At 55.5% G+C, this 14013-nt stretch carries 10 protein-coding genes; 2 read left to right on the plus strand and 8 right to left on the minus strand.

Annotated elements, in window-relative coordinates:
- Positions 1-353: 353 nt before the first annotated feature.
- Entirely contained in the window at positions 354-1145 is a 792-nt protein-coding gene (gene mazG, locus OGW17_RS18110; protein WP_012134891.1) for a nucleoside triphosphate pyrophosphohydrolase, read from the minus strand.
- Between mazG and OGW17_RS18115 the strand changes: the two genes are divergently transcribed.
- A complete protein-coding gene (locus tag OGW17_RS18115; RefSeq protein WP_175479742.1) occupies positions 1137-1286 on the plus strand; it encodes a hypothetical protein in 150 nt (49 codons plus the stop codon). The two genes, mazG and OGW17_RS18115, sit on opposite strands and share 9 nt — an antisense overlap.
- On the opposite strand, the gene relA is transcribed toward OGW17_RS18115, so the two are convergent.
- A complete protein-coding gene (gene relA / locus OGW17_RS18120; protein ID WP_047461598.1) occupies positions 1283-3517 on the minus strand; it encodes a GTP diphosphokinase in 2235 nt (744 codons plus the stop codon). The two genes, OGW17_RS18115 and relA, sit on opposite strands and share 4 nt — an antisense overlap.
- Positions 3518-3568: 51 nt before the next feature.
- Entirely contained in the window at positions 3569-4867 is a 1299-nt protein-coding gene (gene rlmD / locus OGW17_RS18125) for a 23S rRNA (uracil(1939)-C(5))-methyltransferase RlmD (RefSeq protein ID WP_071257914.1), read from the minus strand.
- Between the two features lie 57 nt (positions 4868-4924).
- Between rlmD and barA the strand changes: the two genes are divergently transcribed.
- Positions 4925-7681: a two-component sensor histidine kinase BarA gene (barA, locus tag OGW17_RS18130; protein WP_049009494.1), complete on the plus strand. Its 2757-nt coding sequence runs from the start codon at positions 4925-4927 to the stop codon at positions 7679-7681.
- A 132-nt stretch (positions 7682-7813) separates the two neighbouring features.
- Here barA and OGW17_RS18135 read toward each other — a convergent pair whose 3' ends face one another.
- The 5 genes from OGW17_RS18135 to OGW17_RS18155 form a co-directional block, all read right to left on the minus strand.
- Positions 7814-8956: a glycerate kinase gene (locus tag OGW17_RS18135; protein ID WP_047461590.1), complete on the minus strand. Its 1143-nt coding sequence runs from the start codon at positions 8954-8956 to the stop codon at positions 7814-7816.
- 81 nt (positions 8957-9037) lie between these two features.
- A complete protein-coding gene (gudD, locus tag OGW17_RS18140; RefSeq protein WP_024130902.1) occupies positions 9038-10378 on the minus strand; it encodes a glucarate dehydratase in 1341 nt (446 codons plus the stop codon).
- 19 nt (positions 10379-10397) lie between these two features.
- The gene (locus OGW17_RS18145) at positions 10398-11738 is read right to left on the minus strand and encodes an enolase C-terminal domain-like protein (protein ID WP_012134897.1); all 1341 of its coding nucleotides are present in this window, start codon (positions 11736-11738) and stop codon (positions 10398-10400) included.
- A gap of 2 nt (positions 11739-11740) precedes the next feature.
- On the minus strand, positions 11741-13093 hold the full coding sequence (gene gudP, locus OGW17_RS18150) for a galactarate/glucarate/glycerate transporter GudP (protein WP_012134898.1): 1353 nt from the start codon (positions 13091-13093) through the stop codon (positions 11741-11743).
- Positions 13094-13548: 455 nt separating this feature from the next.
- Complete coding sequence (locus tag OGW17_RS18155) at positions 13549-13998, minus strand: flavodoxin (protein WP_012134900.1); 450 nt, start codon at positions 13996-13998, stop codon at positions 13549-13551.
- Positions 13999-14013: the final 15 nt, after the last annotated feature.

Genomic DNA, 14013 nt, shown 5'->3' on the forward strand with positions numbered 1-14013 from the left:
GCTGAACCTGAGAAGTTAGGTTTAAAAGACGATGGAATAACCAGGACGGGAAAGCAGTATACCCGAACATGGCGTACGCCACAAACTTTCATTATCCCCTCTCCTTCGTTCTTCAAGCCGCACCAGTGTTAGCTTCCTTCACTCACCCCAGTCACATCGCATTTCTATGTTCCTGGGGATTCTTTCAGTCGCCGCCTTGTTGCGACTCGAATAACTCGAAGAGGCAGTATACAAGGTGTTTCATCAACATAACGGGAAGAGAAAATAGCCCCTTTGGGGTAAATGTTTTTGACGTAAATCAAGAGCTTGTTATTTAAAAAATCACACAAAACGCCCTTGACTGCCTAAATTCGTTAGAGATCAATTTCCTGGCGTTTTACCTGCTGCCAGACTTCTTCCATTGTTTCCAGATCAACTCCCGTCATTTCCAGGCCTCGCGCCGCAACAATCCGCTCAACTTCACGAAAACGCCGTTCGAACTTTTCATTGGCTTTTTGTAACGCGGTCTCTGCTTTTGTCCCTAAATGACGCGCCATATTGACGGTGGCAAAGAGCAGGTCGCCCATTTCCTCCTCCAGTTTAGCCTGGTCTACGACAGCCTGCCGCGCCTCGAACATGACCTCGTCGATCTCTTCATACACCTTATCGACAACCGGCCCTAACGTCGTCCAGTCAAAGCCGACGTTCGAACAGCGCTTCTGGATTTTTTGCGCGCGCATTAACGCCGGTAAGCTGCGGGGAATATCATCCAGCGCCGAATGCTGCGCTTTCTGCGCGCGCTCTTCGGTTTTGATTTGCTCCCAGCGGGCTAATACCTCGGTACTGTTGTGAGCGGCTACGTCCGCAAAGACGTGTGGGTGGCGACGTTCCAGTTTATCGCTGATGGCGGCGCAAATATCATTAAAGTCAAAGCGCCCTTCTTCCTGCGCCATCTGCGCATAAAACACGACCTGAAACAGCAGATCGCCCAGCTCTCCGCGCAGGTCGTCAAAGTCCTCACGGGCAATGGCGTCGAGCACTTCATAGGTTTCTTCAAGGGTATACGGCGCAATGGTGGCAAACGTCTGCTCTTTGTCCCACGGGCAGCCGTTTTCCGGGTCGCGCAAGCGTTGCATGATGCCAAGCAGGCGATCGATTTGATTCATTGGAATATCCTGAAAATTGTCACCAACGTAGGCCGGATAAGGCGACAGCCGCCATCCGGCAACTGGCAACTGGCAATGCCTGATGGCAACGCTGACGCGTCTTATCAGGCCTACAAAGCGTATCCGGCCTGGAAAAATTAATTACCGTGCAAACGACGCGCGTCGATCACATCCGGCACCTGGTTGAGTTTACTGAGAACGCGCCCCAGCACTTGCAGGTTGTAAATTTCGATGGTCATATCGATGGTGGCGAGCTGCTGCCGGGTGTCGCTGCGGCTGGCCACCCCCAGCACGTTCACCTTCTCGTTAGCCAGAATGGTGGTGATATCCCGCAACAAGCCGCTGCGATCGTTGGCCTGAACGCGTACCACCAGCGAATATCCCGCAGAGTAGCTCTCGCCCCACACCGCATCCACGATACGTTCCGGTGCATGAGAACGCAGCTCCACAAGCTGTTCGCAGTCCGCCCGGTGTACGGAAATACCGCGCCCCTGGGTGATAAACCCGACAATCTCATCTCCTGGAATCGGCTGGCAGCAGCGCGCAATGTGGTGCATCAGGTTGCCGACCCCTTCCACCACCACGCGACCATCGTCTTTACGGCGATTCTGCGGGGCGTATGTTTTCTGCTGAAGCTGTTTCAGCGCGGCGGCGTCCTGTTCGGCGGCGCTCGGCTTATTAAACTGCGATTGCAGGAAGTTCACCATCTGGTTAAGGCGAATATCCCCGCCGCCAATCGCCGCCAGCAGTTCCTCCAGCTCATTGAAGTTGTAGCGCGGCAGCAGGTGTTTTTCCGCCTCTTTCAGGCTGATGCCCAAATGCGCCAGTTCATCGTCGAGGATTTGCCGCCCGGCGAGAATGTTCTTGTCCCGATCCTGCTTGCGGAACCAGGCGTGGATTTTAGAACGGCCACGGCTGGTCGTCACATAGCCCAGGTTCGGGTTGAGCCAGTCCCGGCTAGGGTTTGGCTGCTTCTGGGTGATGATTTCAATCTGATCGCCCATCTGCAACTGATAGGTAAACGGCACGATACGCCCGCCGATTTTCGCCCCGATGCAGCGATGCCCCACATCGCTGTGGATATGGTAGGCAAAGTCAAGCGGCGTGGAGCCTGCGGGCAGATCCACCACATCGCCTTTTGGCGTAAAGACATACACCCGGTCGTCAAAGACCTGGCTGCGCACTTCATCCAGCATTTCGCCAGAATCCGCCATCTCTTCCTGCCAGGCGATCAGCTTACGCAGCCACGCAATTCTGTCTTCATGGCCCGTGCGCGCCCCCCCGGAGACCGCTCCCTCTTTGTACTTCCAGTGCGCCGCGACGCCCAGTTCGGCATCTTCATGCATCTGTTTGGTACGAATCTGGATCTCAACGGTTTTACCGCCAGGGCCAAGCACCACCGTATGAATTGACTGGTAGCCATTAGGTTTCGGGTTGGCGACATAATCATCGAACTCGTCCGGCAGATGGCGATAGTGCGTATGCACAATCCCCAGCGCGGCATAGCAGTCCTGCAAACGTTCGGCCACAATACGCACGGCGCGCACGTCAAACAGCTCGTCAAACGCCAGATGCTTTTTCTGCATTTTGCGCCAGATGCTGTAGATGTGTTTCGGGCGGCCATAGACCTCCGCCTTCACACCTTCGGTTTTCATTTCAGAACGCAGATGCCCGACAAACTCTTCAATGTAATGCTCGCGGTCAATGCGGCGTTCGTGCAGCAGTTTGGCGATCCGCTTGTATTCCGCCGGGTGCAGATAGCGGAAGCAGTAATCTTCCAGCTCCCACTTCAGTTGCCCGATGCCCAGCCGGTTAGCCAGCGGAGCATAGATATTGGTGCACTCTTTCGCCGCCAGTACGCGTTCATCTTCCGGCGCGTCTTTAACCTCGCGCAGATGGGCGATACGTTCCGCCAGCTTGATGACCACGCAGCGGAAGTCGTCCACCATCGCCAGCAGCATCCGACGAACGTTATCCACCTGCTCGGAGGAGACGGAATCGTTATGCGTCGCTTTCAGCTGACGAATCGCCGCCATATCGCGCACGCCGTGAATCAGATTGACGATCGATGTCCCCACGCTTTCGCGCAGGATATCTTCGCTGACAACATTGGCGTCAGCCAGAGGGAAGAGCAGCGCCGCCCGCAGCGTGTCGATATCCATACTTAACGTAGAGAGGATTTCCACCATCTCCACGCCACGCCACAGCAACAGTTCAGCATCGGGATGTCCTTGTGTCTGTTGCAGGCAATACGCCCAGGTTTCGGCTAAGCGTTCACACGACTGCTGGCTGGAGATACTCAGACTCGCGATCCATTTTTTCGGATCAAACTCACCAGCTTTATTAAGATGTGCACTTCTTACCGCAACCATTGTCCTCTCCTTAAGGGACCAGGCCTACCGAAGTCAGCAAGCCATGACTCATTACAAACGCTCAAACAACACCATTGATTCCAGATGCCCAGTGTGTGGGAACATGTCGAGCATCGCCAGCCGCTGAATTTGGTATCCGGCATTCAACAAGGCGTCGCTATCCCGTGCCAGCGTAGCAGGATTACAGGATACATAAACAATACGAATTGGTTTTAACTTTATAATGTGTTTCATCACGCCTGCCGCCCCGGCACGAGCGGGATCGAGCAAAATTTTGTCAAAACCATTTTTCGCCCATTGCTGCTTCGTGACATCTTCTTCGAGATTTTCGTGAAAGAATGTCACATTCTGTAATCCGTTACGCCGCGCGTTTTCCCGGCCTTTTTCCACCAGCGCCGGAACGCCTTCAACGCCCACAACGCTGGCGGCGCGCGTCGCCAGCGGCAGAGTAAAATTCCCCATGCCGCAGAACAGATCCAGAACCCGGTCGTCAGGTTGAATATCCAGCCATTCCAGCGCCCGGGCGACCATTTTCTGGTTCACCCCTTCGTTGACCTGAATAAAGTCGCGCGGGCTGAAGGTTAAGCGTAGCCCGTTTGAATCATACCAGGGCGCCTCCCCGGTAAGCGGTTCAAGTATGTCGCTTTGAGGGGCCAGAAACAGAGACAGTCCCTCAGAATGCGAAAAGCGTTCCAGTTTTTCTCTGTCCGCCGCGCTCAAGGGCGCCGTATGACGCAGCACCATCAGGGTGCCATTCCCCGCCTGTACCAGCTCGACATGGCCAAAGTGGCGGTTTCCTTGCAAACTTTCCAGACACGCCCTGACGCGAGGCAGCAGCGCCTCAAGCTGGGGCACCAGAATGGGGCACTGCCTGACATCCACGATATCGCTGGAGCCCGCCTTGCGAAATCCCATCTGCAATTGCTGAGTTTTAGGCAGATAATTCAGGCTTAAACGCGCACGGCGCCGATAGCCCCACGGCGTATCGGCGATCACCTCGGCGACATCGCATTTCATTAAGCGCGACAGCGCGGCGCTTTTGCTGCGTTGTTGCAGCGCGACGCTGGCATGCTGCTGCTGGCAGCCGCCACAGACGCCAAAGTGCGGGCAGCGCGGCGTTTCCCGTTCCGGGCTATCATTCAGGCGACGCTTAACTTGCGCGCGGGCGAACTGTTTTTTATCTTCAGTAATGACGACGTCGCCCTTTTCCTGGGGCAGTAATCCCGGTATAAACAGCGCCTTTCCATTATGGCGAGCCACGCCCTGACCGAAAGGATCGAGGTCATTGACCGTAACGGTTATGATCTGACGCGTCGTCACGCGTCGTTTTGCAGAGTAGAATTGCGCCATCGACGAGATATTTCTCAATTTAACAGTGTGACCCTAATTGTCCCATAACGGAACTCCATGACCAACTACAGCCTGCGCGCACGCATGATGATTCTGATCCTGGCCCCGACCGTCCTCATTGGTTTACTGCTCAGTATCTTTTTCGTTGTGCATCGCTATAACGACTTGCAGCGTCAACTGGAAGATGCTGGCGCCAGCATTATCGAACCTCTTGCGGTCTCCAGCGAATATGGCATGAACCTGCAAAACCGCGAATCAATCGGGCAGCTCATCAGCGTTCTCCATCGCCGCCACTCCGACATCGTGCGCGCCATTTCCGTTTATGACGAGAATAACCGGCTGTTTGTCACATCCAATTTCCATCTCGATCCGTCAGAAATGCAGCTCGCCACCGGGGAGCCGTTTCCCCGCAGGCTGAGCGTGACCCGCCACGGGGACATTATGATCCTGCGAACGCCGATTATCTCCGAAAGGTATTCGCCGGACGAATCCCCCGTAACAGACGCCAAAACGCCGAGAAATATGTTGGGATATGTGGCGCTTGAACTGGATCTCAAGTCCGTCCGCCTGCAACAGTACAAAGAGATTTTCATCTCCAGCGTGATGATGCTGTTCTGTATCGGCATTGCCTTAATTTTTGGCTGGCGTCTGATGCGCGACGTCACCGGCCCCATTCGTAATATGGTCAATACCGTTGACCGCATTCGTCGTGGGCAGCTCGACAGCCGCGTCGAGGGCTTTATGCTGGGCGAGCTGGATATGCTGAAAAACGGCATCAACTCGATGGCGATGTCGCTTGCCGCTTACCATGAAGAGATGCAGCATAATATCGATCAGGCCACTTCGGATCTGCGCGAAACGCTGGAACAGATGGAGATCCAGAACGTTGAGCTGGATCTGGCGAAGAAGCGCGCTCAGGAAGCGGCGCGTATTAAGTCTGAGTTTTTGGCCAACATGTCGCACGAACTGCGCACGCCGCTTAACGGCGTGATTGGCTTTACCCGTCTGACGCTAAAAACCGAACTCAATACAACCCAGCGCGATCACCTCAATACTATCGAGCGTTCGGCCAACAACCTGCTGGCGATCATCAATGACGTGCTCGATTTTTCCAAGCTGGAAGCGGGCAAGCTGATTCTGGAAAGCATTCCTTTCCCGCTACGCAGCACGCTGGATGAAGTGGTGACGCTGCTGGCGCATTCATCCCATGACAAAGGGCTGGAACTCACGCTAAACATCAAAAATGACGTACCGGATAACGTCATCGGCGACCCGCTGCGCCTACAGCAGGTCATTACCAATCTGGTCGGTAATGCCATTAAATTTACCGAAAGCGGCAATATCGATATTCTGGTTGAAAAGCGCGCGCTCAGTAATACCAAAGTACAGATTGAAATCCAGATCCGCGATACCGGCATCGGCATTCCCGAGCGCGACCAGTCGCGTCTGTTCCAGGCTTTCCGCCAGGCGGACGCCAGCATTTCACGCCGTCATGGCGGAACCGGTCTGGGGCTGGTGATTACGCAAAAACTGGTCAATGAGATGGGCGGCGATATCTCGTTCCACAGTCAGCCCAATCGCGGTTCCACTTTCTGGTTCCACATTAATCTCGATCTCAACCCGAATGTGATAAGCGACGCGCCGCCAACGCGCTGTCTGGTCGGAAAACGGCTGGCCTACGTCGAACCGAACGCCACCGCCGCGCAATGCACGCTGGATATGCTGAGCGACACGCCGCTGGAGGTGATCTACAGCCCGACGTTCTCAGCGTTGCCGCTGGATCACTACGATATCCTGCTCATCAGCGTTCCGGTGACCTTTAACGAACCGCTCACCATGCAGCAAGAACGGCTGGCAAAAGCCGCCGCCATGACGGACTTCCTGCTGCTGGCGCTGCCTTGCCATGCCCAGATTAACGCCGAAAAACTCAAGCAAGGCGGCGCGGCGGCCTGTCTGTTAAAACCGCTCACCTCAACGCGTTTACTGCCAGCGCTGACGGAATACTGCCATTTGAATCAGCATGTTGAACCGCTGCTGACGGATGAGAATAAAATCGCCATGACGGTAATGGCGGTCGACGATAACCCGGCCAACCTGAAGCTGATCGGCGCGCTGCTGGAGGATAAAGTCCAGCATGTGGAGCTTTGCGACAGCGGGCATCAGGCGGTGGAGCGGGCCAAACAGATGCAGTTTGATTTGATCCTGATGGACATTCAGATGCCGGATATGGACGGTATCCGCGCCTGTGAGCTGATTCATCAGCTTCCGCATCAGCAGCAAACGCCGGTGATCGCCGTGACGGCACATGCGATGGCGGGTCAGAAAGAGAAGCTGCTGAGCGCGGGAATGAATGACTATCTGGCCAAGCCGATAGAAGAAGAAAAGCTGCACAGCCTGCTGTTGCGCTATAAGCCGGGGGCCGTGGTAGCGACCCGATTACCCGCCGCTGAATCGACAGAGTTTATCGTCAACCCGAACGCAACGCTCGACTGGCAACTGGCGCTGCGCCAGGCGGCCGGAAAATCCGATCTGGCGCGGGATCTGCTGCAAATGCTCATCGACTTCCTGCCGGAAGTGCGTAACAAAATTGAAGAACAGCTGGTGGGAGAGGCGCCCGAAGGGCTGGTGGATCTCATCCACACGCTGCACGGCAGCTGCGGCTACAGCGGGGTGCCGCGCATGAAAAACTTGTGCCAGTTAATTGAGCAGCAGTTACGCAGCGGCACCAAAGAAGAGGAGCTTGAACCCGAGTTCCTGGAGCTGCTTGATGAGATGGACAACGTCGCGCGCGAAGCAAAGAAAATATTAGGATGAGGGGATGCCGGATGGCGACGCTAGCGCGTCTTATCCGGCCTACAGGTGCGTGGCCGTAGGCCTGATAAGCGCAACGTGACCGGCCTACAGGTGCGTGACCGTAGGCCTGATAAGCGCAGCGCCATCAGGCAGTTAACGTAAATGTTGCCCCACGTTAAGGGTGGCGGCGATATTGCGCGCAGCCATACGCACATTTTCTGCGGCATTCTCCAGCGCCTCATCCAGCGTACAGATGGTATAAATCACGCTGAAAACAGCATCCAGCCCATGTTGGTGTACAACACCCACATCCGCCGTCAGGCTACCTGCAATGCCAATCACGGGCTTATTATGTCGTTTCGCGACCTTTGCCACGCCGACAGGCACTTTGCCGTGAATCGTTTGGCTGTCAATGCGCCCTTCTCCGGTAACAACCAGATCCGCATCAGCAACGCACTCCTCCAGATGCAAGGCATCGGTCACGATCTCAATGCCACGCCGTAACTCCGCGCCGCAAAACGCATATAATGCGGCTCCCAGACCGCCCGCCGCGCCGCCGCCCGCCAGTTCGAATACGTTAATATCCAGATCGCGGGAAATCAGCCGGGCATAGTGCGTCAGCGCGTCATCTAAGCGTTGAATCATCTCCGGCGTGGCGCCTTTTTGCGGACCAAATACCGCAGATGCCCCCTCTTTCCCGGTCAGCGGATTCGTGACATCGCAGGCGACTTCGATACGACACGCGGCAAGACGTTTATCAATACCGCTGATATCAATCTTTGAGAGCGCTTCCAGCGCCGCGCCGCCTTGCGTAATCTCCTGGTGCTGCGCATCCAGCAATTTCGCCCCCAGCGCCTGCACCATACCGGCGCCGCCGTCATTCGTCGCGCTACCGCCAAGGCCAATAATAATATGTTCCACCCCGGCATCGAGGGCGTGGCGAATTAACTCACCGGTTCCCCACGAGGTGGTTTTTAGCGGATCGCGTAATTGCGGTGGAACCAACTCCAGCCCGCTGGCGGCGGCCATTTCGATAAAGGCCGAACGTTCGTCGCCAGAAAGCCCATAAAATGCCCGCACGCTGTCACCGAGCGGGCCCGTCACGTCAACATCAACAATCCGGCCTGCCGTGGCCTCGACCATCGCTTCAACCGTTCCCTCACCACCATCAGCAACCGGGAGTTTTACGTAATCCGCATCAGGCCAGATTTCACGAAACCCCTCCTCAATGGCGGTCGCTACCTCAAGAGCGCTCAAACTTTCCTTATAAGAGTCCGGTGCGATCACTATTTTCATAAAGCATCCTTACGCATGTTGACTGTACTAAGCATACACCAGGAGAAGAACCGACCCCATGACGAAACCGGTTCAATACAGTCAGCGCACCATGCACGGGCGCTTATTGTCGAATGTCCAGTTCGGGATCAGATACTGCATTCCCATCGCATCATCACGCGCGCCCAGGCCGTGTTGCTGATACAACTCGTGCGCCTTCATCACCTGATCCATGTCAATCTCAACGCCAAGACCTGGTTTATCAGGCACCTGCACCATACCGCCTTTGATTTCAAACGGCTCTTTGGTCAGACGCTGATTACCTTCCTGCCAGATCCAGTGGGTGTCGATCGCGGTGATCTTGCCTGGCGCGGCGGCCGCCACATGCGTGAACATCGCCAGGGAAATATCAAAGTGGTTATTGGAATGCGAACCCCAGGTCAGGCCGAACTCATGGCACATCTGCGCGACGCGAACAGATCCCTGCATCGTCCAGAAATGCGGGTCAGCCAGCGGAATATCCACAGACTGCAAGGAGAGCGTATGCCCCATCTGACGCCAGTCAGTGGCGATCATATTGGTGGCCGTCGGCAGACCGGTCGCGCGACGGAACTCCGCCATCACTTCACGACCAGAGAAACCCTGCTCCGCCCCGCACGGATCTTCCGCATAGGCCAGCGAGCCTTTCAGGTACTTACCGATTTGGATTGCTTCGTTCAGCGACCAGGCGCCGTTCGGGTCCAGCGTCACGCGGGCATTCGGGAAGCGTTTTGCCAGCGCTACAATGGATTCCGCCTCTTCATCTCCCGCCAGAACGCCGCCCTTCAGTTTAAAGTCGTTAAAGCCATACTTCTCGTATGCCGCTTCCGCCAGGCGGACGACCGCATCAGGAGTCATCGCCTCTTCGTGACGCAGACGATACCAGTCGCATTTCTCATCCGGCTGGCTCTGGTACGGCAGCGGCGTCGCTTTACGGTTGCCGACAAAGAACAGATAGCCAAGCATTTCCACTTCGCTACGCTGTTGCCCCTCTCCCAGCAGGGATGCCACGTTAACCCCCAGGTGCTGGCCTAACAGATCAAGCAGCGCCGCTTCAATGCCAGTGACCACATGAATGGTGGTACGTAAGTCGAAGGTTTGTAAGCCGCGCCCGCCCGCATCACGATCGGCGAACTGATGACGCACGGCATTCAGCACGTTTTTGTACTCACCCAGCGTTTTACCCACCACCAGCGGGATCGCCTCTTCCAGCGTCTGGCGGATTTTCTCGCCGCCGGGGATTTCCCCCACGCCGGTGTGACCAGAATTGTCTTTAATAATGACGATATTACGGGTGAAGAACGGCGCATGCGCCCCGCTCAGGTTCATCAGCATACTGTCATGCCCCGCAACCGGGATAACCTGCATAGCGGTAACAACAGGGGTCGTAAATTGTGTACTCATCATTCAGTCCTTATATGAATTAGCGACGGCCGAAAACGGGGCGTTTACGATCAAAAGTCCAGCCGGGGATCAGGTATTGCATCGGGCCTGCGTCATTGCGCGCGCCGCCGGGCAGTTTTTTGTAAGCGTCATGCGCTTTCTGCACCTGTTCCCAGTCCAGCTCCACGCCAAGACCCGGCGCATCCGGCACAGCAATTTTTCCGTCTTTAATTTCCAGCGGTTGCTTCGTCAGGCGACAATCGCCCTCCTGCCAGATCCAGTGGGTGTCAATCGCCGTCGGTTTACCCGGCGCGGCAGCGCCAACGTGAGTGAACATCGCCAGGGAAATATCGAAATGGTTGTTCGAATGGCAGCCCCAGGTCAGCCCCCAGTCATCGCATAATTGCGCCACGCGCACCGCGCCGGAGAGCGTCCAGAAGTGCGGGTCGGCGAGCGGAATATCCACCGCGTTTAACATCACCGCATGGCCCATTTCACGCCAGTTGGTGGCAATCATGTTGGTCGCGACCGGCAGCCCCGTCGCACGACGGAACTCCGCCATCACTTCACGCCCGGAGAATCCTTGTTCTGCGCCACACGGATCTTCAGCATACGTGAGCACATCGTTCAGCCCTTTACACAACGCGATAGCTTCATCCAGCAGCCAGGCGCCGTTTGGGTCAACCGTGATTCGCGCATCCGGGAAGCGTTTTTTCAGCGCGCGGGCCGTGTCGATCTCCTGCTCGCCGGGCAACACGCCGCCCTTCAGTTTGAAATCTTTAAAGCCGTAGCGATCCTGCGCCGCCTGCGCCAGATGCACAACCGCGTCGCTGGTGAGCGCTTCCTGATGGCGCAGGTGATACCAGTCATGATTGCCCGGCGTTTTTTCGAGATAAGGCAAATCCGTTTTGGTGCGATCGCCCACGTAGAAAAGGTAGCCCAGCACAGTCACCGCATCGCGCTGTTTGCCCGGCCCTAACAGTTCGCACACCGGTACATTCAGCGCTTTGCCCAGCAGATCCAGCAGCGCCGCTTCCAGCGCCGCTACCGCATTCACCCGCAGTTCGAAAGTCCAGGCGCCTTTACCAAAGGTATCAAAGTCGGCAGCCTGATTACCTTTATGCACCTGTTGCACCACTTTATTCAGGCGGGCCACTTCCTGGCCTAAAACCATCGGAATCGCATCCACCAGCGTCTGGTAAATCACCTCGCCGCCGGGCGCTTCACCCACGCCGGTGTTACCGGCGTTATCGGTGAGGACGACGATATTGCGCGTGAAATACGCGTTATGCGCCCCACCGATGTTGAGTAACATACTGTCATGTCCGGCCACCGGAATGACTTTCATATCGGTAATGACGGGACTTGATTGCGTTGTCATATTTATTGTCCTGCTACAGGTTTCAGTTCGATGCGTTTAATATCCCCGACCAGCACGAGGTAACTCAGTACCGCCACCAGCGCATGGACGCCAACGTAAATCAGCGCGCCATTGAACGAGCCGGTCGTGCCGACGATGTAGCCAATCGCAATTGGCGTTACGATGCCGGAAATATTGCCAAACATGTTGAATAAGCCGCCGCTCAAGCCGCTGATTTCTTTCGGCGCGGTGTCCGCCATGACTGCCCAGCCCAGCGCGCCAATGCCTTTACCGAAGAAGGCCAGCGCCATGAAGCCGATAATCATCCATTCGACGTTGACGTAATTACAGAACACCATCACCATCGACAGCAGCATCCCCATCACGATCGGCGTCTTACGGGCGATGTTCAGCGAGCCGGTACGACGCATCAGCCAGTCGGAAATAATGCCGCCCAGCACGCCGCCCACGAAGCCGCAAATAGCCGGGACGGAAGCGACGAACCCCGCTTTCAGAATCGACATGCCACGCGCCTGCACCAGATAAACCGGGAACCAGGTGATAAAGAAATAGGTCAACGCATTAATGCAGTACTGGCCGATATAGACGCCGATCATCATGCGGGAACCCAGCAGCTGTTTGATTTGGCCCCATTTCACGCTAAACGGGACTTTCACCTTCGTATCTTTCTGATCCATATTGATCAGCGCGCCGCCTTCAGCAATGTACTCCAGCTCTTTTTTGTTAACGCCGGGATGCTGGTTTGGTTCATGGATCACTTTCAGCCAGATAAAGCTGATCACGATCCCCAGACCGCCCATAAAGAAGAATACATGCGACCAACCCACTTCATGGGTCAGCCAGCCCATGATTGGCGCAAAGATAACGGTGGCAAAGTATTGCGCGGAGTTGAAAATCGCCACCGCCGTTCCCCTCTCCTGCGCCGGGAACCAGGCCGCGACGATTCGGCTGTTGCCGGGGAAAGATGGCGCTTCGGCTAACCCGACCAGGAATCGCAGGGTAAACAGCGCCACGATGATGCCAAAACCGCTGAAGATATCCACAAAGCCCTGTAACAGGGTAAACATGGACCAGATAAAGATGGACCAGAAGTAGACACGTTTAGAACCAAAACGGTCGAGCAGCCAACCGCCGGGGATTTGCCCGATCACGTAGGCCCATGAGAAAGCGGAGAACACGTACCCCATGCCTACCGGGTCGAGACCAATATCTTTGGCCATTTCCGATCCGGCAATGGACAATGTGGCGCGGTCGCCATAGTTGAAGGATGTGACGATAAACAGCATCACCACTATCCAGTAGCGGGCATTGGTGCGTTTTTCCGCGCCGCTCACCGCGTGACTTAATGAACTCATTGTTGCACTCCTGAATTTTCGCGTTATCTACGCTCACTCTGAACTGCACAACCGGTAGGGAATCAGAGATGACGTTTCGTGTTTTTTGCAGCTTTTTATGAGGTCGTTTGCCTTGTGTACTGCATTTTTAATAACTGGCACGAGAAGTATAAAAAGCACACCTCGCACTCTCACCGTGCAACAACACAGTATTTCGGCAGCGTATCACGTATGTTTGTGGCAAAAGCCCAGGGCAATGGAAGCCACTTCACGGAAATGAAAAACGAAGAGGTAAACGGACAGGGTGCGAGAAGCAAAAGAAGAGGAGTGTGAAACGGGTCGCTTGACCCTATGAAAATGCCTCTGAAAACCCTTTCGTATGAAAGGGTTTTAGGGCAAATGCCTGATGGCGCTACGCTTATCAGGCCAACAGACTGCGCATGTAGACCGGACGTCGCCATCCGGCTGGGTTTTGCTCAGGAGAGCAATGTTCCCCAGTTTTCGACCCAGGGGTTGGATTCGCTCTCCGGCTCCGGGTGTTCGCTGGCGTCAATCAACAGCATCTCCCCAACACGCTGCGCGCTTTGCTCCTGCAACAGCGCATCGAACTGTTTGCCGCCATTGCAAAAATTAACGTAGCTGCTGTCGCCCAGCGCAATCACGCCGTAACGCAGATTTGGCTGAAAACCGAGATTGTCCTTTATTCCCTGGAACAGCGGCACAATGCTGTCCGGGAGATCGCCCTGCCCCGTCGTCGATGTCACAACCAGCACAACTTTATCCAGATACGGCTGCCAGTCGCTCAGTTGCGGATCTTCAAAGACGGTTGCTTTATGCCCCTGCGCGGTAAGGATCGCCTCGGCCTCTTCGGCAACCAACAGCGAGTTTCCATACATGGTGCCGACAAAAATACCAATTTCCGCCATTAACGTTTTCTCCCT

Source organism: Citrobacter sp. CK181 (assembly GCF_030333595.1).
In the GTDB taxonomy this organism is placed as follows: Bacteria; Pseudomonadota; Gammaproteobacteria; order Enterobacterales; family Enterobacteriaceae; genus Citrobacter_B; species Citrobacter_B koseri.